This is a genomic window from Amycolatopsis methanolica 239, from assembly GCF_000739085.1.
GTDB lineage: Bacteria > Actinomycetota > Actinomycetes > Mycobacteriales > Pseudonocardiaceae > Amycolatopsis_E > Amycolatopsis_E methanolica.
This window is the reverse complement of the sequence record NZ_CP009110.1, coordinates 4,403,262-4,422,988: the sequence shown is the minus strand read 5'-3', so window position 1 is coordinate 4,422,988 and position 19,727 is coordinate 4,403,262. Positions and strand designations below refer to the sequence as shown.

The 19,727-nt window shown below is 72.3% G+C and carries 23 protein-coding genes and 1 pseudogene; 11 read left to right on the top strand and 13 right to left on the bottom strand.

Features of this window, described 5'->3' with window-relative positions; genetic code table 11:
* Positions 1–51 precede the first annotated feature (51 nt).
* From AMETH_RS21460 to AMETH_RS21455, 3 genes are all read left to right on the top strand, one after another.
* Complete coding sequence (locus tag AMETH_RS21460) at positions 52–891, top strand: SAM-dependent methyltransferase (protein WP_026153232.1); 840 nt, start codon at positions 52–54, stop codon at positions 889–891.
* A gap of 118 nt (positions 892–1,009) precedes the next feature.
* Positions 1,010–1,261, top strand: coding sequence for an AAA family ATPase (locus AMETH_RS37115; protein ID WP_081617569.1), 252 nt, complete (start codon positions 1,010–1,012; stop codon positions 1,259–1,261).
* A gap of 157 nt (positions 1,262–1,418) precedes the next feature.
* Positions 1,419–1,685, top strand: a complete 267-nt coding sequence (locus AMETH_RS21455; RefSeq protein WP_017983213.1) for a hypothetical protein — start codon at positions 1,419–1,421, stop codon at positions 1,683–1,685.
* A gap of 131 nt (positions 1,686–1,816) precedes the next feature.
* Here the strand turns inward: AMETH_RS21455 and AMETH_RS21450 are convergent, their stop codons facing one another.
* Positions 1,817–2,557, bottom strand: a complete 741-nt coding sequence (locus AMETH_RS21450) for an IclR family transcriptional regulator (RefSeq protein ID WP_017983212.1) — start codon at positions 2,555–2,557, stop codon at positions 1,817–1,819.
* A gap of 106 nt (positions 2,558–2,663) precedes the next feature.
* On the opposite strand from AMETH_RS21450, the gene AMETH_RS21445 reads away from it, so the two are divergent.
* On the top strand, positions 2,664–3,662 hold the full coding sequence (locus tag AMETH_RS21445; RefSeq protein WP_017983211.1) for a dihydroxyacetone kinase subunit DhaK: 999 nt from the start codon (positions 2,664–2,666) through the stop codon (positions 3,660–3,662).
* An 11-nt stretch (positions 3,663–3,673) separates the two neighbouring features.
* Positions 3,674–4,270, top strand: coding sequence for a dihydroxyacetone kinase subunit DhaL (gene dhaL / locus AMETH_RS21440; RefSeq protein ID WP_017983210.1), 597 nt, complete (start codon positions 3,674–3,676; stop codon positions 4,268–4,270).
* A 310-nt stretch (positions 4,271–4,580) separates the two neighbouring features.
* On the opposite strand, the gene AMETH_RS21435 is transcribed toward dhaL, so the two are convergent.
* The 4 genes from AMETH_RS21435 to AMETH_RS21420 all read right to left on the bottom strand — a co-directional run bounded on the left by AMETH_RS21435 (position 4,581) and on the right by AMETH_RS21420 (position 9,424).
* Positions 4,581–5,468, bottom strand: coding sequence for an oxygenase MpaB family protein (locus tag AMETH_RS21435; protein ID WP_017983209.1), 888 nt, complete (start codon positions 5,466–5,468; stop codon positions 4,581–4,583).
* Between the two features lie 37 nt (positions 5,469–5,505).
* Positions 5,506–6,984: a CoA transferase gene (locus AMETH_RS21430; RefSeq protein ID WP_017983208.1), complete on the bottom strand. Its 1,479-nt coding sequence runs from the start codon at positions 6,982–6,984 to the stop codon at positions 5,506–5,508.
* Positions 6,971–8,740 (bottom strand): acyclic terpene utilization AtuA family protein, encoded by a 1,770-nt coding sequence (locus AMETH_RS21425; RefSeq protein ID WP_017983207.1) that lies wholly within the window; start codon positions 8,738–8,740, stop codon positions 6,971–6,973. The genes AMETH_RS21430 and AMETH_RS21425 overlap by 14 nt, the downstream gene beginning before the upstream one ends.
* A gap of 63 nt (positions 8,741–8,803) precedes the next feature.
* Positions 8,804–9,424 (bottom strand): TetR/AcrR family transcriptional regulator, encoded by a 621-nt coding sequence (locus AMETH_RS21420; protein ID WP_017983206.1) that lies wholly within the window; start codon positions 9,422–9,424, stop codon positions 8,804–8,806.
* Positions 9,425–9,500: 76 nt separating this feature from the next.
* Here AMETH_RS21420 and AMETH_RS21415 point away from each other — a divergent pair, with 76 nt between their 5' ends.
* Positions 9,501–10,319 carry an oxygenase MpaB family protein gene (locus tag AMETH_RS21415; RefSeq protein ID WP_017983205.1) on the top strand — a complete coding sequence of 273 codons (819 nt, stop codon included), beginning with the start codon at positions 9,501–9,503 and terminating at the stop codon, positions 10,317–10,319.
* Here AMETH_RS21415 and AMETH_RS21410 read toward each other — a convergent pair.
* A complete protein-coding gene (locus AMETH_RS21410) occupies positions 10,261–10,770 on the bottom strand; it encodes an Lrp/AsnC family transcriptional regulator (protein ID WP_017983204.1) in 510 nt (169 codons plus the stop codon). The two genes, AMETH_RS21415 and AMETH_RS21410, sit on opposite strands and share 59 nt — an antisense overlap.
* A gap of 93 nt (positions 10,771–10,863) precedes the next feature.
* On the opposite strand from AMETH_RS21410, the pseudogene AMETH_RS42695 reads away from it, so the two are divergent.
* Together AMETH_RS42695 and AMETH_RS21400 are read left to right on the top strand one after the other, a co-directional pair.
* A pseudogene (locus AMETH_RS42695) lies at positions 10,864–11,686 on the top strand (TIGR03619 family F420-dependent LLM class oxidoreductase); the annotation flags it as partial.
* A 2-nt stretch (positions 11,687–11,688) separates the two neighbouring features.
* Positions 11,689–12,123, top strand: a complete 435-nt coding sequence (locus AMETH_RS21400) for a nucleoside deaminase (RefSeq protein ID WP_085929366.1) — start codon at positions 11,689–11,691, stop codon at positions 12,121–12,123.
* Here AMETH_RS21400 and AMETH_RS21395 read toward each other — a convergent pair.
* The 3 genes from AMETH_RS21395 to AMETH_RS21385 all read right to left on the bottom strand — a co-directional run bounded on the left by AMETH_RS21395 (position 12,114) and on the right by AMETH_RS21385 (position 14,384).
* Positions 12,114–13,226: an MAB_1171c family putative transporter gene (locus AMETH_RS21395; protein ID WP_017983201.1), complete on the bottom strand. Its 1,113-nt coding sequence runs from the start codon at positions 13,224–13,226 to the stop codon at positions 12,114–12,116. The genes AMETH_RS21400 and AMETH_RS21395 overlap by 10 nt on opposite strands.
* Positions 13,227–13,371: 145 nt before the next feature.
* A complete protein-coding gene (locus AMETH_RS21390; RefSeq protein ID WP_017983200.1) occupies positions 13,372–13,878 on the bottom strand; it encodes a hypothetical protein in 507 nt (168 codons plus the stop codon).
* A gap of 59 nt (positions 13,879–13,937) precedes the next feature.
* On the bottom strand, positions 13,938–14,384 hold the full coding sequence (locus AMETH_RS21385) for a hypothetical protein (RefSeq protein ID WP_017983199.1): 447 nt from the start codon (positions 14,382–14,384) through the stop codon (positions 13,938–13,940).
* A 363-nt stretch (positions 14,385–14,747) separates the two neighbouring features.
* Here AMETH_RS21385 and AMETH_RS21380 point away from each other — a divergent pair, with 363 nt between their 5' ends.
* Complete coding sequence (locus AMETH_RS21380) at positions 14,748–15,818, top strand: Gfo/Idh/MocA family protein (protein ID WP_156131703.1); 1,071 nt, start codon at positions 14,748–14,750, stop codon at positions 15,816–15,818.
* Between the two features lie 49 nt (positions 15,819–15,867).
* Complete coding sequence (locus tag AMETH_RS21375; RefSeq protein ID WP_017983197.1) at positions 15,868–17,124, top strand: ROK family protein; 1,257 nt, start codon at positions 15,868–15,870, stop codon at positions 17,122–17,124.
* 107 nt (positions 17,125–17,231) lie between these two features.
* Here the strand turns inward: AMETH_RS21375 and AMETH_RS21370 are convergent, their stop codons facing one another.
* The 4 genes from AMETH_RS21370 to AMETH_RS40570 all read right to left on the bottom strand — a co-directional run bounded on the left by AMETH_RS21370 (position 17,232) and on the right by AMETH_RS40570 (position 19,005).
* Positions 17,232–17,432 (bottom strand): cold-shock protein, encoded by a 201-nt coding sequence (locus AMETH_RS21370; protein WP_017983196.1) that lies wholly within the window; start codon positions 17,430–17,432, stop codon positions 17,232–17,234.
* Between the two features lie 29 nt (positions 17,433–17,461).
* On the bottom strand, positions 17,462–17,665 hold the full coding sequence (locus tag AMETH_RS21365) for a hypothetical protein (RefSeq protein WP_017983195.1): 204 nt from the start codon (positions 17,663–17,665) through the stop codon (positions 17,462–17,464).
* On the bottom strand, positions 17,662–18,561 hold the full coding sequence (locus tag AMETH_RS21360; protein WP_017983194.1) for an acyl-CoA desaturase: 900 nt from the start codon (positions 18,559–18,561) through the stop codon (positions 17,662–17,664). The genes AMETH_RS21365 and AMETH_RS21360 overlap by 4 nt, the downstream gene beginning before the upstream one ends.
* Positions 18,562–18,732: 171 nt before the next feature.
* Entirely contained in the window at positions 18,733–19,005 is a 273-nt protein-coding gene (locus AMETH_RS40570) for a hypothetical protein (RefSeq protein ID WP_017983193.1), read from the bottom strand.
* Between AMETH_RS40570 and AMETH_RS21355 the strand changes: the two genes are divergently transcribed.
* On the top strand, positions 18,898–19,716 hold the full coding sequence (locus AMETH_RS21355) for a glycosyltransferase (protein ID WP_323806990.1): 819 nt from the start codon (positions 18,898–18,900) through the stop codon (positions 19,714–19,716). The genes AMETH_RS40570 and AMETH_RS21355 overlap by 108 nt on opposite strands.
* Positions 19,717–19,727 lie beyond the last annotated feature (11 nt).

Sequence of the window (19,727 nt, the reverse complement as noted above, 5' to 3'; positions counted from 1 at the left end):
ACGCGGACCACTACTGTGTGTTCACCCACCCGCTCGCGAGAAGGTGTTGTGATGGCTTCTTCGCCCAGCCAGGTGCCGGTCGGCGTCGACCCGAACCGGCCGAGCATCGCCCGCGTCTACGATGGTTTCCTCGGCGGCAAGGACCACTACGAGGTCGACCGCGTGGTGATGCGGAAGATCAACGAAGCGGTCCCGGAGGCGGTCGACATCGCCCGCGGCAACCGCGGCTTCCTCAACCGCGCCTGCCGATTCCTGGCCAACCAGACCGACCTGGCCCAGTACCTCGACTGCGGTTCGGGCCTGCCGACCGCCGAGAACACGCACCAGATCGTGCAGCGCGCCAATCCCGAGGCGATGGTCGTCTACGTCGACAACGACCCGGTGGTCCTCGCGCACGGACGCGCGCTGCTCGAGGAGAACGACTTCGTGCACATGACCGAGGCGGACATCTTCGAGCCGTCCGAGGTGCTCGGCAACGCGGTCGTGCAGCGCCACCTCGACTTCAGCGAGCCGCTCGTGCTGCTGCACGTCGGCACGTTGCACCACTATGAGGGCGACGGCGCCGCCGACGTCATGCGCGCCTACATCGACGCGCTGCCCTCCGGCTCCTACGTGGTGTTCTCGCACTTCTTCGACCCGGAGGTCCCCGAGCTGACCGAGGTGGCGAAGCGGATCGAGAACATCCTCGTCAACGGCCCGATGGGCGCCGGGCGGTTCCGCACGCACGCCGAGATCATGGCGATGCTGGACGGCCTGGAGCTGATCAAGCCGAACGCGCTGTCCGAGCCCGGGCTCGCCGTCTGCGACGAGTGGTGGCCAGACGGCCCGCGGCTGGCGCCGCTGAGCCTCGCCGCGCGGTGCATCGTCGGGGGAGTGGGCCGCAAGCCCTGACCGGCACGCGGAAAACTTGTCATCGGCGTGCGTGTTCCTGGCTCAAAAAGCGGTGAGCGCGTGAGTTCCCCACGACAGTCCCTTACGGACGGCCGGGGACGCGGGGCACCATGACGGCATGGGCGCCGTTGACCAGGTGGTTCTGCGTGGTCGCGATCGTGAGCTGACGGTGCTCCGCCGCGCGCTCGGGGAGGCCAGGGACGGCCGCGGCGGCGGGCTAGTCGTGCTCGGTGAGCCGGGCTCGGGCCGGACCGCTCTGCTCGCGGCCGCCCGGCCGAGGCCGCCGGGTTCGGCGTCCGCGAGGCCAGGGGCGTGGCCGCCGAACGCCACCTCGCGCACTGCGGCCTGCTCCAGCTCCTGCCGGAGTTGACCGATCTCCCCGCGGAACCGCTCGCGCTCGGCCGCGCCGTGCACGCGGCCCTGACCGCCGCCGCGCCGCTGTTGTGCCTGGTCGACGACGCCGACCTGCTCGACTCCGATCACGCGACGCGCTGGCCTTCGCGGCCCGTCGGCTGTCCGGCACGGGCGTGCTGGTGGTGTTCACGGCCGGGACACCGCTCGACGGAGTTCCCGCGGTATGGCTGGAACCGCTCGGCACGGAGGACAGCGCGCAGGTGCTCGCCGACCACGGCGTCCCGGAGCCGCTCCCGGACCTGCTCGACCTGGCCTCCGGCAACCCGCTCGCCCTCACCGAGCTGGCCGCCGAGGGACGGATCCCGCCGCACAGCCGCTGCGTCGCGCGGTCCGCGAGCGGCTCGCCGCCCTGGATCGCGGCGCCCGCGAGATCGCCCTGATGGCGGCCCTTGACGACTGGCTGGACGTGGACACCCTGGTGCGCGCCACCGAACGGTCAGTTCGAACGGTGAGGTCGTCATGCCGGCCGGGTACCCGGCCGGAGGTGCGATCATGCGGCGCCACAGGCCTGTCACCCCGCCGGCGGCCAGGACGGCGCGCCCAGTTCGCGGGAGATCGCGCGAGCCGCCTCGCGCACCGCGCCGGGTACGGCGGGACCGGCCGGCCAGTCCGTCATCGGCACCACCACGCCGATCGCCCCGCCGATGTCCTGCCCGGCGTCGAAGATCGGCGCGGCCACGCAGCATTCGCCGATCACCGCCTCCTCCACCTCGGTCGCCAGCGCCTCGCCGCGCACCCGCTCCAGGTGCGCGGCCAGCTCCGCCGGGTCGGTGATGGTGTCCCTGGTCATGCTGCGCAGCGGCTCCGGCGCCAGGCCGGGCGACCACGCCAGCATCGCCTTGCCGAGCGCGCTCGCGTGTGCCGGGATGACGATCCCGACCTCCGGCATCTGGCGGGAGCCGTCCGGGCGCGGCTCGTGGTGCACGATCATCACCTCGCCCGGCAGCAGCACCCCGGTCCGCACCGCGCACCCGGTCGTGCGCGCCAGTTCGGCCGCCCAGGTGAGCGCGCGGGACCGCAGTTCGAGGGTGTCGAGGTAGACGTTGCCCAGCTTGAGCACGGCGGGCCCGAGCCGGTAGCGCGCGGAGTCGCGGTCCTGCAGCACCAAGCCGTGGGCTTGCAGGGTCTTGATGATGCCGTGCACAGTGGACGGCGCCAGCCCGAGCCGGGCGGCGATCTCGGACAGGCTCAGCCGCCGTTCCGCCTGCAGCACGCCGAGCACGCGGACCGCCCGGTCGACGGACTGGATCATCGGCGCACCCTCCTGCCAGCCGCACTTTACAACAGTCCCGCGCCGTTCTATGTTCGGAAGCAATTCGATAATGTCGAATGACAGTCGACGATGACGGAGGGGTGGAATGGCGGCACGCCAGCTCGTGAACGATCCGGACGACTTCGTGCGGGAGGCCCTGGAGGGGCTCCAGCGTGCGCATCCGGGCCTCGTCCGCTACCACGAGGACCCGGCGTATGTGGTCCGCGCGCGGCAGCCGGACAAGGTCGCGCTGGTCTCCGGCGGTGGCTCCGGGCACGAGCCGCTGCACACCGGTTTCGTCGGCAGCGGCATGCTGGACGCCGCCGTGCCGGGCGCGGTGTTCGCCAGCCCGACCGCGTTCCAGATCCGCGCCGCCATCGCCGCCGCCGACCGGGGCCGCGGGGTGCTGCTGATCGTCAAGAACTACACCGGTGACGTGCTGAACTTCCGCATCGCCGCCGAGCTGGCCGCCGACGACGGCATCCAGACGCGCACCGTGCTCGTCGACGACGATCTCGCCACCGACGGCCAGGAGGACGGCGCGCCGGGCCGTCGTGGCACGGCGGCGGTCGTGGCGGTGGAGAAGATCTGCGGTGCGGCGGCGGAGAACGGCGCGTCGCTGGACGAGCTGACCGCGCTGGGGGAGCGGATCGTGTCGTCGGCGCGCACGCTGGCGCTGGCGTTGGAGGCGTGTACGCAGCCGGGGCAGGACCGGCCGTCGTTCGACCTGCCCGACGGTGAGATCGAGTTCGGGGTCGGCATCCACGGCGAGCACGGCGTCGGGCGGCGCCCCTATGCGCCGGTGCGGGAGCTGGTGGGCGATCTGACGAAGCCGCTGGTGGCCGCGCTCGGCCTGGACCGGGGCGACGAGGTGATCGCGATCGTCAACGGTCTCGGCGCGACGCACGGCCTGGAGTTGTCGGTGGTGCACCGCGAGCTGGGCGGGTTCCTGGACGGGCTGGGGGTGCGGATCGGGCGCGCGCTGGTGGGTTCGTACGTGACCGCACTGGACATGCGGGGCTGCTCGATCACGCTGCTGCGCGCCGACGACGAACTGCTGGCCCTGTGGGACGCGCCGGTCCGCACGCCGGCCCTGACCTGGTAAAGGAGACCATTGTGGACACTCGTGCCTGGATCGAGCGGTTCGCCGCTGTCATCGACGAGCGCGGCACCGAGCTGACGGAGCTGGACCGGCGCGCCGGTGACGGCGACTACGGCACCAACCTCCGGTCCGCGCTGGCGAAGGTGCGGGCGAACCTGGCCGCGGACGACCCGCGCACCCCGGGGGAGGTGTTCACCGCGGTGTCGAACGCGTTCCTGCACACGGGTGGGACCAGCGGTCCGTTGTTCGGCATGTGGTTCCGCGAGTTCGCGAAGGGGCTCGGGGACGAGGTGTCGGCGCGGAGCCTGGCACGCGCCGCGGGCGACGCGGAAGCGACGGTGCGTCGTCTCGGTGGCGCGGAGGTGGGCCACAAAACGATGGTCGACGCGATGGTGCCGGCGGCGGAGGCGCTGGCCGCCGCGGCCGAGCGGAACGCCGACGTGGAAACCGCGCTGAAGGACGCCGCCGCCGCGGCCGACGCCGGAGCCCGCTCGACGGAGGCCTTGCTGGCGAAGCGCGGCCGGGCGAGCTACGTCGGCGAACACGCGCGGGGCGTCACGGACCCGGGCGCGCTGACGGTCGCGTGGTTCTTCGAGGCGGCCACGAAGTAGACCCGGGACGGCGCGACCACAGGGGTGCGGCCGCGCCGTCCCGCACCACTCCCGGCGTGGCGGAGCCTCACGCCAGGCAACAAGCAAACCGCCACCCGGCAACGCAACCCCTTCACCCCCCGAACCACCCCTCTCCCGCAACCCGGTCCCCAGCCCAATCGGTTGCCGAGCCACCGGGGCAAGGCACTCTTTCCCGGCTTGACGCGGTGGCTCGGCAACCGAACACTGAAAGATCGGGTTCGGGAGGGGCTATCCGGGCGTAGCGAAGCGAAGCCGGCGATTGAAAAACCCGCGTAGCGGCTCCCCGGAGCTATCGAGATCGGCGCCGCAGCAGAGCTGGGTCGATATCGGCCGGCGGCTCCGGCGCGCCGAGGTCCGAGGGCGAGTACCCCTTCGGGTAGCCGGGGTAGCTGCGCACCTTCGAGTTCAGCAGCTTCGACTTCCGCCGTGGCGGGAGCAGCCGCACCACCGCCGATCGCGCGTGCAGGTCCGCCCGCGCCGCGCGGCCCACCCATGCCGGGCTCGGCCGGAACCCGAACGCCGCCAGCATCCGGTCGTCGAGCAGGCTCTTGGCACCCATGGCGACCGCGGGCCGCAGCGGTTTCGGATACCACGCGCAGAACAGGTCCAATGTGTACCGGCCGATCCTGTTGTTGTCCTCCGAGTACCCGAAGTTCGCCTCTTCGTAGGCATCCTTGAACTTGCGGAACGAGTCGTAGTCACCGGGGATGTCCTTGATGCCCATGCGCTTACCGACCTCTCGGAAGTAGAAGTACGCCGCCTGGCGCTCGTTCTCGTGCAACGGCCGCCAGCCGAACTCGTCGATCCAGTCGATCGGGTCGTAGACGAACGTCGACAGCACGTACAGCATGTCGTCGTTGCTGATGCGGTACCGGCCATGCATCCGGTTGATCGTGCTGAGCGCCTCCCGCCCGCGCGGCGAGTCGTACCCGTTCTCGGCCAGCTCCGCCATCAGCAGGGCCGTGTCGTCGTAGCGTTTCTGCGGCCGCTTCTCGAATTCGCCCGTCGCGGCGAGCAGCCGCGATATGCTCGGTACGCAATACGTGCGGAACAGGGCGAACTCCAGCGCCCGCTGGTAGTCCCAGGGGAACTCGAAGCCGATGGAGATGCGGTAGATCTCCTGGTGGTCCCGCACGGGGTCGCACCGCACGATCCGGCGCAGCCAGTATCCGGTCATCGCCGGCCTCCTGCTCGTTCGATATCGACCAGTGGTGCTACCCCAGCCACTCCGCCCGCGAGGAACCCCGTGGCACCAGCACCGTCCGGTAGTGGCCCGGCGTCGCGGACATGTGGACCTGCTCGGTGACGCCCTGGTAGTGCCCGAGCGGCGTCTCGGCGGTGAACGTCTCCGGGTCCAGGTACGCGTGCTCCTCGCCGCGGCCCGCGGTCTCCCTCGCGTACGCCTTGTCGAACACGCCCAGGCTCAGGATCCACAGCGCGGCCCGCGTCAGCGACACGTGCACCCGGTAGCTGCCGCCGTCCCGGGCGCGCCGCGTCAGGGCCTCCACGATCCCCGCCGTCAGCAGCCACGACACGATGTAGTCGTTGACCACCAGGATCGGCGGCAGGGCCGGCCGCACCCCGTCGCCCTCCAGGTGCATCATCCCGGCCAGGCTGCCCGCGCTCTGGTCGAACCCCACGCGGTCCGCCCACGGGCCCTGTTCCCCGTTCAGCGACGCGGTCGCGTGGATGATGCCGGGCCGCACCGCCGCGGCCTCCTCAGCCGAAAACCCGATCTTCGCCAGGTACCCCGGCCGCCGGTTGGCGTAGAAGACATCCGCCTCGTGTAAGAGCGACCGCAACAGCCCGGCGCCCTCGGCCTCGTACGGGCTCACCGTCGCCGACCGCACCCCCACGTTCGCCGTGATGTAGGTGACGTCGTGCTCCAGTTCGTCGGGCCGCCACACGTTCAGCACGTCCGCGCCGTGCAGCGCGAGCGCCCGGCCCACCCCGGCGCCCGCGATGACGTGCCCCATCCCCAGCGCCTGCACCCCGGCCAGCGGATCCTCCGCCGGTCCGAGCGGTTCCGGCGCGCTGTCGCCGATCTTCGTGACCTCCACCAGCGGCAGGTCCGCCAGCACCTCGCGGTAGTGCGGCTCGGCCATCAGCTCCGCGGGCGTGCGCAGCATCGGCAGCACCGCGCCCGCGGTGACCGCCGCGGTCTCCAGGTCCCGGCCCCGCCACTTCGCGATCGCCGCGGCGACCGCCTCGGTGTCGTCGGGCACGCCGAGCAGTTTCTGCGCCGCCAGCTTGATCTTCGGGTACGGGTTGAGCGGCATCACCCACTTCTCGTCCGCGGTGCGGTAGAAGCGGAAACCCAATGCCTGCGACGGGTTCGCCGGGGTGCTCGCCGGATAACCGTTGAGCAGCTCCCACTTCCGGTCGTAGAACGGGCACAGCCGGTGCGGCGCCACCCGCAGGTCGGCCGCGATGTCCTGCCCGTCACCGCCACGCAGCCGCCACAGCTTCGCGATCGCGGCGCACTTCGCGGCCAGCGCGATCGCCGCCGACCCGCCCAGCCGCAGCGTGCTCGGCACCACCGGGTCCGCCCCGCGGAACGTGATCGCGCCGCCGGTGTCGGCGGGGCTCATCCCGATGCCGGCCAGCACCTCGGTCAGCTCGGCGTGCGGGTCGAACTCGTCGCTCGTGGCCGGCGCGGCCACGGCGGCGGTGATGCGGTCAGTGAGCGACATCGTCGAGCAGCTCCTCGGGGATCGGGACGTGCTTGGCGCGCAGGTACTCGCCGACGGCCTTGCCGACCTGGTCGGCACGCAGGTTCGCGGACCCGCCGGTGCCGAGCATGCCGCGCAGGACGAAGTGGACGGCCCGCAGGTGCGGGAACTCGTGCCGGACGATGTCGAGTTCCGCCGCCTCCGGCAGCAGCTTCCGCAGCTCCGCCGTGGACAGCGCCTGCCGCAGCCACGGCCAGGCGCGCTCGTCCGGCACCCACACCCCGACGTTGCTGTTGCCGCCCTTGTCGCCGCTGCGGGCGTAGGCGACCGCGCCCAGCGGCGCCTTCCGGACCCGGTCCGGCAGCGGCCGCTCGGCGGGTTCGGGGTGCACCGGCTGCGGCCGGACCGGCGCGGACGGCGGCGGGGCGATCGGCAGCGCGCGGCCGTCGTCGAGGACGACGCGGTGCGCCACCGCCGACATCGGCAGCAGCGCGGGCCAGTAGTCGATGCGGGGCCTGCTGCGGCCGGTCAGCCCGGCGCCGCCGTCGTGGTAGAAGCCCGGGATGCTCTGCAGGTACAGCGATCCCAGGCGCGCGGGCAGGTTCAGCTTCGCCAGCGGCTCCGGGGTCGCGGCGACGACCATCACCCGCAACGCGACCGTGGCGTCCCACTGCGTCACGGGGTCGGTGGCCGCGGTGCCCAGGCGCGTGATGTCCAGCTCGACTCCCTCGGGCAGATCCCGCGTGATCTGGGCGCGCAGCAGGGCGACCTTGGCGTCCACGTCCGGCGCGGTGACGTAGACGGTGTTGACGAGCGTGTGGCCGATCGCGGCGAACACCGCGACCTTCGTCGTCGGCGGGGGAGGGGACCCGGTGGCGCCGGTGACCGCGACCCGGTCCGGCCCCGCCACCGCCAGCCGCACGGTATCCAGGTGCACCGTGACGTCCGGGTTGAGGTAGTGCGGGCCCTGGATCTCGTAGACCAGTTGCGCCGTCACGGTGTCGACGGTGACCGCCCCGCCGTGCCCGGCGTGCTTGGTGATCACGCTGCTGCCGTCCGCGGCGACCTCGGCGATCGGAAAACCCGGCACCAGCATGTCCGGGATACGGGTGAAGCCGGAGAAGTTGCCGCCCACGGCCTGTGAACCGCACTCGATGACGTGGCCCGCGGTGACCGCGCCGGCGAGCGCGTCCCAGTCGTCGATCGCCCAGCCGTGCCACCACGCGGCGGGCCCGGTGACCAGGGACGCGTCCGCGACGCGCCCGCACACCACGATGTCCGCGCCCTCGGCGAGCGCGGCCGCGATGCCCCAGCCGCCCAGGTAGGCGTTCGCGGCCAGCGGCTCGTGCCCCCAGGACGCCAGCGGCTCGCTGGTGTCCAGGTTCTCCAGCCGGTGCCCGGCGTCGGCGTACTCGCCCAGCCTGGACAGCACGTTGTCGCCCTCGACGTGCGCGATCCGCAGCGACACACCCTCGTCGGCGGCGACCTTGCGCAGCTTCTCCGCGAGCGCCGCGGGGTGGAAGCCGCCCGCGTTGGTCACGACCTTCACGCCGCGCCGCGCGATCGCCGCCAGGTGCGGGCGGATCTGGTCGACGAAGTACTCGACGTACCCGCGTTCGGGGTCCCGCCGGTAACCGGTCGCGAGGGCGGCCAGCGTGACCTCGGCGAGGTAGTCGCCGATCAGGACGTCGACCGGATCACCGCTGATCGCCTCGTCGATCGCCGTGTAGCGGTCCCCGAGATAGCCGGAGAAGTTCGCGATCCGGACAGCGGTCATCGGCGGCACCTCCTGTGGTCCGGTCCCGACGATAGCCCATTAGCGATCGTTAGGTAATGGCCGTCAGGCGATCTTCGACACGGCGAGGAAGACCTCGGTGCAGTGCTCCACCAGGTCCTCTTCGGACAGTTCGAGGTTGCCGTCCAGCCACGAGGTCAGCGCTTGGGAGAGTCCGCCGACCAGCATCTCGGCGAGCAGGTCCAGCCGCGCCGTGGAGGGCATCCCGTAGAACTCGCGGGCCTGCAGGCCGAGCAGCCCCGCGAACCACCGCGCGGACGCGGCGCGCCGCTCGGCCAGCACGGTGTTGTCCAGGCTGGGGGAGAAGAGCAGGAAGCCCTTGCGCGGGTCCTCGGCGATCGTGCGGACCAGGCGGCTCAGCCCGGCGTGGGTCTTGGCGCGCGCATCGCCGGGCGCGGACTGGACGGCCTCCAAGGTCTTGGCCGCGATGCCCTCGACCACCGAGTCGTAGACCGCGACCGCCAGCGCGTCCCGGTCGGCGAAGTTCTCGTAGAAGTACCGCGCGGCCAGCCCCGCCTGGCGGCACACGCCCCGCACGGTCAGGTTCCGGTCGCCATCGCGCGCGCCGAGGAGCTCCAGGCCGGCCTCGACGAGCTGGGCGCGGCGCTCGGCCTGCCGGTCCTCGCCTGCGACGCCGCCGTAGGTGCGCAGCGGTGTCGATTCCATGCCCCCATGTTGACAGGTCCGCACCGGTCGCGCTGCAATATCTGCAAACACCCGTGAGCAGAATGGGAGACCAACGATGGCCCAGGCTGCCGCCACCCGCCTCGACGACGCGATGATCGGGGCCGGCCTGCTGGCCGGCGGCGCGAACGTGATCATGCAGCTCGCGCACCCCTCCGTCGGCTACGGCGTGTACGAGAGCCGCGTGGACAGCGGGAACCTGTTCAAGCACCCGATCAAGCGGAGCCGGACCACGGTCACCTACCTGGCCGTCGCCGCGCTGGGCACCGACGAGGAGCGTAAGGCCTACCGCAAGGCCGTCAACGCCTCGCACGCGCAAGTCCGCTCGACCCCGTCCAGCCCGGTGTCCTACAACGCCTTCGACCCGAAGCTGCAACTGTGGGTCGCGGCGTGCCTGTACCGCGGGTTGGAGGACATCTACGAGGCGTTCATCGGGCCGCTGACGCCCGAGCAGACCGAGGAGATCTACCGGAACTCCGCGCGCCTGGGCACCACGCTGCAGGTCAAGGCGGACATGTGGCCCGCCGACCGGCAGGCCTTCGAGGAGTACTGGAACGAGGCGCTGGCCGAGATCTCCATCGACGACACCGTCCGGCAGCACCTGCTCGACATCGCCGACCTGAAGTTCCTGCCCGGCTTCGTCAGCCGCGCGCTGGGGCCGATCAACCGGTTCGTCACCACCGGGTTCCTGCCCAGCCGCTTCCGCGAGGAGATGAAGCTCGACTGGACGCCCCGCGACCAGCGCCGGTTCGAGCGGGTGCTCAACGCGGTCGGACTGGGGGTGCGCCTGTCGCCGAAACTGCTGCGGGAGTTCCCGTTCAACGCCTACCTCTGGGACCTCCGCCGCCGGTTGCGTTCGGGGGGGCCGCTGGTCTGACCGCCGGTGGGCCGGCGGGACCGCGCGCGGGCAGCGTCCGCCGGTACACCACGCTCGTCGTCGTGCTGCCGAACCGCGCCAGCTGGTCCACGACCTCCTCCAGGTGCTCCATCGGGGCGGCCGCGACCTTCAGCGTGTAGCAGTCGTCGCCGGTGGTGCGCAGGCACTCCAGGATCTCGCGGCGCTCGGCGAGCAGCCGGTGCAGGGGCTCGTGCCTGCTGCCCGGGTACCTCAGCCGCACCACGGCGAGCACCGGGTACCCGACCTTGCCGAGGTCGACCTCCGCGCGGTACCCGGTGATCACCCCGGACGCTTCGAGCCGCTTGACCCGTTCGGTCGTCGCGGACGCGCTGAGGTTGACGCGGCGGGCCAGTTCGGTCAGCGGCACGCGGCCGTCCCGCTGCAGCTCGGTGAGGATCGCCCAGTCGGTCGCGTCGATGGTCTCGGTCATGTGCCGAAAATACCGGCAGATCCACGGTGGACGGCCGGGAAGACCGCAAGGAATCGGTGTGCGTGCCGATGATCGCTCCCTAACCTGAATTCCGTGCGAATCGGTGTGAATATTCCGAACTTCGGCCCCGGCACGGATCCAGGCGTGCTGCGCGACTGGGGCCGGACGGTCGAGGGGCTGGGTTACGACCTGCTGATGGTGTCCGACCACGTGGCGGTCACGGCGGGACGTGGCCGAGCTGTACCCCGCGCCGTTCTACGAGCCGTTCACGACGTTGTCCTGGCTGGCCGGGGTGACCGAGCGGATCCGGCTCGGCACCACGGTGCTCGTCCTGCCCTACCGGCACCCGCTGCTGACCGCGCGCATGGCCGCGAACCTGAACGCCCTCAGCGGCGGGCGGCTGGTGCTCGGCGTCGGAGTCGGCTGGGCGCGCCAGGAGTTCGCGGCGCTGGGCGTGCCGTTCGAGCGGCGCGGCGCGCTGACCGACGAGTACCTGGACGCCCTGCGCGAGGCGTGGGCCGACCCCGGTTACCGCACTGCGCAGATCCCGGTGTGGATCGGCGGGAACAGCCCGGCTGCCATGCGGCGGGCGGTGCGGCGGGGCGAGCCGTGGCACCCGCTGCGGTTCGCACCCGAGTGGTTCCGGTCGGCGACCGGGAAGCTGAAGGCCATGGCCGCCGAGGCGGGACAGCCCCAGTTGGTGCCGCGGATCGCGTTGCGCCTGTCCGGCCAGCCGATCACCGGGGAGCGGCTGGCCGGTGAGGGCACCATCGAGCAGATCGTGGCCGACATCGAAGAGTTGCGGGTGCTCGGCGCGGAGACCGTGGTGCTCGACCCGTTCGGTGGTGACCCCGCGGAGACGTTGCGGCCCCAGGCCGCCTGGCAGGCGCTGGCGACCGTCCGCGCCAATCTGGAGGGCTGCTGTCCGACGACGAGAAGTACCTGCGGCGTGCGATCGAACTGGCCGGCGAGGCCCGGGCGCCGGGCAATCCGCCGTTCGGCTCGCTGCTGGTCGGTCCCGACGGGCGGATCCTCGCCGAGGACCGCAACACGACGATCACCGACCGGGACATCTCCGCCCACCCCGAGCAGAAACTCGCCCGCTGGACGGCGCGCGAGCTGGACCCGGAGACGGCGGCGGGCACCACGATGTACACCAGCTGCCAGCCGTGCGGGATGTGCACGGGCGCGCTGGCGCGGTCCGGGCTGGGGCGCGTGGTGTTCGCGTTGTCCGGCGAGCAGCTGGAGAGCCTGAGGGAGCCGACCGCGCCCGTCGTGGCGAAGCCGGTGCCGCAGGAGGGGCCGTTCCTGTTCGAGGAGGCGCGGGTGCCGGTGGAGGGCTACTACCGCTGAGTGACCTCCCCGGCCGGCCGGAAGGACCGCACCAGGGCGGAGTCCTGGTGCTCGGCGAGGGTGAGCGCGAACCCGACCTCGTCGGCCCACTCCTCGCCCGAGCGGTCCTCACCCGGCGGCGGCGCCGCGCGCGGGTGCGTGCCGCGTAGTTTCGCCGCCTCCGCCACCGGGAGCCAGCAGGCCGTGGCGAGGGCTTCGGAGCCCGCGTGGGCGCGGGCCGCCGCGAGCGTGGCCGGGGCGACGTAGTCGCGCAGGACCAAGACCGCGTCGCGGATCTCGATGACCCGGCGGTACAGCCGCAGGTCGCTGGCCCAGCGGCCGTTCTCCGGCAGGTGGACCTGCGGCACGGCCGCGACCAGCCGCCGCCACAACGGCTCCAGCCGTCGCAAGGTGCGGCGGTTGTTCACGGACCGGTGCAGGCGCAGCAATTGCGGCAGGGCCGTGCCGAGCGCCATCACCCACGCCGTGATCGCGACGTTGAGCGGGAACGTCGCCGCCACCCACGGTGAGCGCGTGACGAGGTAGGCGGGCGCGACCAGGCCCCAGAAGACGGTCGAGGACGCGAAGCCGGTGGCGAGCACGTACAGGCCGGCGCGCAGGGGGCGGGTCGTGGCGCGGCGGCCGTAGCGGGCGCACAGGACCGCGGCGGGACCGGTGCCCAGCACGTGCGCGAGGCAGAGCAGCAGCCAGAACAGGTCGAACCACGGCTTGTCGGCCGGGGTGACGCAGGCGGCCGCGGCGCCGGTGTTGAGCAGCAGCAAGGCAGCGCTCACCAGGGCGGCCGCGCCGTAGACCAGCAGCGGACGGCGGCGGGAGGCGGCGGCGAGCACGAAGTCCAGGATGAGCGCGGAGCTGACCACGCCCCAGACGTTGACCACGATGCCGCACGTGTCGCCGAGCCGGAGCGCGCGGTTGACCAGGCCGGTGACCGGATCCAGCGCGACCGTGATCGAGGTGGCGAGGCTGGCGATCGCGATGAGCATGCGCCGCCGCGGAGGCGAGCGCCGGGCGGCCGGGGCGCGGATCAGCAGCGCGGCCCAGAGGAGGAGCGTGCCCGCGACGAGGAGGTCGGTGCCGGCGCCCTGCACGAGCGCCGGGTTCACGAGGGGCCTCCCTGGCGCGGGGCTGAGGGTCGCGGGGAGTTCTGTGCGGTGCGGACCCGCGAGGCCGGGCCCACGTGCTGCTGCCGCGTGCTGTGCCCGTGATTTCGCACAGCACACCCTCGAGCCGGGAGAACCGCCGCGCCGGTCACTCCCACGTCCCGCGCAGGCCGAGCGCGGTTTCGAACTCGCGGAGCGCTCCGGTCGTCGTCCAGGTCGCGCGCGCCTGCGCGGCGGTCCGGATGAGGCTCGCGACCAGCTCGGCCTCCTGTTCCTCCTCCGTGGTGTACCCGGTGCGGGTCAGCAGCCGCTCGATCAGCTCCGGCGACAGGTCCGGCAGCACCCGCGCCAACGGGTGCGCCCCGCCGCCGGCGCCGCTGTGGTCGCACAGCAGGTGGCCGATCTCGTGCAGCACGATGTGCTCGCGGTGCACCCGGCTCGTTTTCTCCTCGACGTAGACCACGTCCGCCGTCGCCAGCCGGATCCACGCCCCGCACACCGACACGCCGGATCCGGGCGGCAGCGTGCGCACGTGGATCGGGCGGCCGCGCCGCGCCGCGATGGCGTCCACCAGCGCGGGCACCGAGAACGGCTGGGGCAGCGGCAGGCCGGCCACCAGGGCCTGGCACCGCCGCAGGTCGCGTCGCGTCAGCATCGCGCCGCCGTCACCTCCGCTCGCGCGTCGTCCGCGAGCCGGCGCGGCGCCTGCCCGGTCTACGCGCCCGGCTCGTCCTCCGGCTGCTCGGCAGGCGGCCCGAGCCGCTCGATCTTGCGGGCCTCGGTGACCATGGCCAGCAGCGCGTCCAGGGTATCGTCGGACAGCCCGTCCGCGCGCAGCGCGATGGACCGGACCTTGTGGTTGCGCAGCGCCTGCGCCAGCTCGAGCTGGGCGTCGACGCGGGAGGACACCGCGTCGTCGAGGAAGTACTCCGCGGGCACGCCGAAGAACCCGGCGAGTGTGCCCAGCGTTTCCTGCGTCAGGTTGCGCTTGCGGCCGCTGGCCAGTTCCCACAGGTACGTGCTCGACAGCGTCGCCCCCGTGCGCTCGCGGATCTGCGCCGCGAGCTTCGCGTACCCGGGCCTGCCCTCGGGGTAGAGGGTGGTGATCAGGTGCGTGATCTTGGCGGCGAGTGAGCCGCCCTCCTGCCCGCCCTGGTCCATGGGGTTCCTCGCGCTCGAAGGGATCGTCCGCTCAGGCGGACGGCCGGTGGTCGGCAGTCATTCTGAGTCAGCTGGGAGCCGTTGACAAACCGAGGTGTCCAGCCCCTATTCTGGCCCACGTCGTCCGCTGAAGCGGATGCGCGGCCGGCGGGGCCTGGGGGCTCGCCGGTCTTCTTCGTGTCCGGATCCGTTCACCCTGCACGCCCCGCCCGGAAGCGGTTATGATGGTGAAGGCGTCGTTCTCCCAGTGACCCCCAGGCTGGTCGAGAACGACGCCCCTTTTTGCGGCTTGACTTTTGTTCACGGTATGCATTAGATGATTTCAGTAGTGCAGAAGGCCTGTCGACAGGGGGAGAAGTGAACGTGCCGTTGCGGGCCGGCGTCATCGGCGCCGGATTCATCGGAGCCGTGCACGCCCGCGCGGTGCACACGCTGGGGCAGGACCTGGCCGCGGTGGCGGCGTCCACGCCCGCACGCTCCCGCGAAGCGGCGGCGGAGCTGGGCGCGCGAGCCGCCGTCGACAGCGCCGAAGAACTGGCGGCCGCCCCGGACATCGACGTCGTCCACATCTGCACCCCGAACGCGCTGCACGCGCCGCTGACGCGCATCGCGCTCGACGCGGGCAAGCACGTCGTGCTGGAGAAGCCGGTCGGCACCAGCAGCGCCGAGGTCGCCGACCTCGTCCGGCGGTGGCGGGACACCGACCGCGTGGCCGCCGTCCCGTTCGCCTACCGCTTCTACCCGGTGGTGCGCGAGGTGCGGGACCGCGTGCGCGGTGTGCCGGTCCGGCTGATCCACGGCGTCTACCTGCAGGACTGGCTGTCCCGGGACAGCGACACGAACTGGCGCGTGCAGTCCGGGCTCGGCGGGCCCTCCCGCGCGTTCGGCGACATCGGAGTGCACTGGTGCGACCTGGCGGAGTTCGTCACCGGGCAGCGGATCGCGCGGGTGCACGCGGTGCTGCCGCGGGTCGTGCCGGTGCGGGCGGGCGTCGAGGTCGACACCGAGGACGCGGCGCTGCTGCAGTTCGAGACCGAGCAGGGCGTGTTCGGGTCGGCGGTGATCAGCCAGATCTCGCCGGGGCGGCGCAACCAGCTGCAGCTGCGGATCGACACGCCGGACACCGAGTACGCGTTCGACCAGCAGGTGCCGGAGGTCCTGTGGATGGGCGGGCGCGAGGAGACGCGGATCCTGCACCGCGGCGACCCCGCCCTCGGGCCCGACGCGACCTCCCGCAACCTCGTCCCGGCCGGCCACCCGCAGGGCTACCTGGACTCCTTCACCGGCTTCATCGCCGACGCCTACGCCGCGATGCGCGGCGAAAAGCCCGACGGCCTCCCGACACTGGCCGACGGCGCCCGCGCGACGGCGATCACCGAGGCGGTCCTGGACTCCGCCGCCCGCCGCGACTGGGTGGAGGTCACGCCCGGCTGAGCGCCGGGCCTGGTACGAATTTCCGGGTAGTGCGAGCGAAGGGACCCCCGTGACCGCAACCATCCCGTCCGACCAGCTCGACGATCTGGTCCTGGTGCTCGACCTGGTGCGCTCCGGCGCCGCGCGGACCCGGCCGGAGCTGGGCAGGCGGTCGGGCCTCGGGCGGACCGTGATCAGCCAGCGCGTCGGCCACCTGATGCGCGCCGGGCTGCTGGAAGACGGCGAGCTGGGGCCCTCCAGCGGCGGGCGCGCACCGCGAGAGCTGCGGTTCCGCTCCGGCGCCGGGGTGATTCTCACCGCCGAGCTCGGCGCGACCAGCATCAGCGCCGGGCTCACCGACCTCGCCGGGAACCTGCTCGCGCAGCGCACCGAGGCCTCCGACGTCGCCCGCGGGCCGGAACCCGTGCTCGCCCAGGTCGGCGCCCTCTTCGACGACCTGCTGGCCGCCCGGCCGGACGCCCAGGTGTGGGGTGTCGGCATCGGGCTGCCGGGGCCGGTCGAGTTCGCCACCGGGCGGCCCAGTGCCCCGCCGATCATGCCGGGCTGGGACGGCTACCCGGTGCGCGACCACTTCGCCCGCCGGCACAACGCGCCGGTGTGGGTGGACAACGAGGTGAACGCGATGACGCTCGGCGAGTTCCGGGCGGGCGCGGCGGCCGGGGCGCGCGACTACCTCTACGTCAAGATCGGCACCGGGATCGGCGCCGGGCTCATCTCCGGCGGCCACCTGCACCGCGGCAGCCAGGGCTGCGCCGGCGACATCGGGCACACCGCGGCGCGCGCCGACACCTCCGTCGTGTGCCGGTGCGGCAACGTCGGCTGCCTGGAAGCGCTCGCCGGCGGCGCCGCGCTGGCCAGGGACGGCGAGGCCGCGGCGAAGGACGGCGGCAGCCCGATCCTGGCCGAGCGCCTCGCGGAGAACGGCGTGGTCACCGCGGAGGACGTGGCGTGGGCGGCCCAGAACGGCGACCGCGCGGCGCTGGAGCTGATCCAGCGCGCGGGACGGCTGATCGGCGACCAGCTGGCGATGCTGGTGAGCTTCTTCAACCCGTCGCTGCTGCTGATCGGCGGTGGCGTGGCCGGCGCGGGCGACCACCTGCTGGCCACGATCCGCGAGGTGATCTACGGCCGGTCCCTGCCGCTGGCGACGCGGGACCTGCGCATCGTGCGCTCGTCGCTGGGCGACCAGGCCGGGGTGGTGGGCGCCGCGTTCATGGTGCTGGACGAGCTGTTCACCCGCGACCGGCTGGCGAAGTGGATCGACGCGGGCACCCCGGCGGGGCTGCCGGACCTGACGGCCGCCTGAGGCCGCGGTGGTGAGCCCGCCGGACGCGGTGACCGTTCTGCCTGCCCGTGAACGGCAACGGGCCGGTCCCCCGTGGGGAACCGGCCCGTTGAACAGTCGCGCGAAGGTCAGATGATGCTGACGCGGCTCGCCTGCGGGCCCTTGGCGCCCTGCGTGATCTCGAAGGTCACCTGCTGGTTCTCTTCAAGGCTGCGGAAGCCGTTGCCGTCGATCTCCGAGTAGTGGACGAAAACGTCCGGTCCGCTCTCCTGCGCGATGAAGCCGAAGCCCTTTTCGGCGTTGAACCATTTGACGGTGCCCTGTGCCATGTGTTTCTCCTTGATATTTTCTCTAACAATCAGAGCGCGGAAGCCGCGCTCTTCGTGGTAAGCCCGAGCATGGCGAGCAGCTCGCGGCAGTCGTGGACGTCCAGCGCGTGGTCGGCGACCGTGCGCGCGGCGCGGTGGTTGGCGATCGCCTCGTCCTGCGCCATCCGGGCCCGTGCCTCGGCGATCGGGCCGGTCTCGGGTTGCTGTTCGGAAGCGTGGCGAGCCCAGGTCATGACGATCCCTTCGACGGTGCGGACGACTTCACGGCCAGCCGGGCCAGCCGTTGCTCGGTGGGCCAGCGCACCTGCCAGGCCCAGCCGAGACGTTCGAACGCCCAGATCACCCGGGCGGACACGTCGATCTGCCCGCGGCGCACGCCGTGGCGGGCGCAGGTCGGGTCGGCGTGGTGGGAGTTGTGCCACGACTCGCCCATCGACACGATCGCCAGCGGCCAGAAGTTGGCCGAGCGGTCGCGACTGGCGAACGGGCGGTCGCCGATCATGTGGCAGATCGAGTTCACCGACCAGGTCACGTGGTGCTGGAAGGAAACCCGCGCCAGCCCCGCCCACAGGAACCCGGTGAGCGCGCCCTGCCAGGACATCGTGACGAGCCCGCCGATCAACGCCGGCAGCAGCACGGACAACGAAACCCAGAGCGGGAACAACCGGTCCACCGCGCGGATGTCCTTGTCCGCGGCCAGATCCGGCGCGAAACGGTCCACATTGGTGCGGTCACGGCCGAACAGCCAGCCCATGTGGGCGTGCCAGAAACCCCTCGCCAGCGCGACCGGCGAGGTGCCGAACAGCCACGGCGAGTGCGGATCACCGGCGCGGTCGGAGAACGCGTGGTGGCGGCGGTGGTCGGCGACCCAGCCGATCACCGGCCCCTGCGCGGCCATGCTCCCCGCGATCGCCAGCGCGATCCGGAGTGGACGGTTGGCGCGGAACGCGCCGTGCGTGAAGTAGCGGTGGTAGCCGATGGTGATGCCCAAAGTGGACACCGTGTAGAACGCGGCGGCGACGGCGAGGTCGAGCCAGCTCAGTCCCCAGCCCCAGAACACGGGGACGGCGGCGATCAGCGCGGCGAAGGGGATGATCAGGAACGCCCGGATGACCACCATCTCGGTCATCGACGCTTGTTCCGACAGCAGGGGCTTGGGGCTCTTCCGGTCCGGGAAGACGGAAGTGGGAGAGGTCAAAAAGGAAACTTCTCTCGTGGAGGATCAACCACGAAGGGCCAACCGAAGGGAACGAAACCGGCCCGGCTGCCAGCCTGCGAAAAACTCCCGACGAGAACGACCTTACCCCATCGGATCCGGTACGTCACGATTCCCGGGTGGGAAACTGTTTTTCATGATCATCGTCGGCGTGGTCGCGCTGGCGGCCTGGCTGTGGCTGGCCGCCACTCGGTTCTGGTGCACTGACCAGCGGCTACCGCCCCGGCGCACGCCCGCGACGAGGCCGGGATCCTGCCGGAGACGCTGCCCGCGCTGCTCGCCCAGCGCTACCCGGGGCCGCTGCGGCTGATCCTCGTCGACGACGGCAGCGGTGACGGCACCGCCGACATCGCGCACGGCCCGGACTCGGTCACCGCGCTGGTCGAAGCCGCGGGGGAGCGCGCTCTCGTGTCCCAGATGGCGCGCCTGCGCACCCGCACCGGCTGGGAGCGGCTGCTCGTTCCCGCTTTCGTGTACTTCTTCGCGATGCTCTACCCGTTCCGCCGGGTGAACGGACCCGGTCGCACGGCCGCGGCGGCCGGCGGGTGCTGCCTCGTGCGGCGCACCGCGCTGGAGCGGGCCAGGGGAGTGGCCGCGATCCGGGACGCGGTGATCGACGACGTCGCCCTCGGCAGGCTGGTCAAACGCGCCGGGGGCCGGATCTGGCTCGGCCTGGCCGGGGACGTGCGCAGCGTCCGCCCGTACCCGGGCCTGCGCTCGCTGTGGGACATGGTCGCGCGCAGCGCCTACACCCAGCTGCGGCACTCCCCGGCGCTGCTCGCCGGCACCGCGCTCGGCCTGGCGCTGGTGTTCCTCGCGCCCCCGGTCCTGGCCCTCGCCGGCACCGGCCCCGCACGCGTGCTCGCCCTCGCCGCGTGGCTGCTGATGACCCTCACCTACGTCCCGATGCTGCGCTACCACCGGCAACCGTGGCCCGTGGCGCTGCTGCTGCCGGTCACGGCCACGCTGTACCTGTTGATGACCCGTCGACTCGGCCGTGCGGCACTGGCGCGGGCGCGGCGCGGCCTGGAAGGGCCGCAGCTACAGGTGATCGCGGGTACGGTCTGAAGCGGTTACCG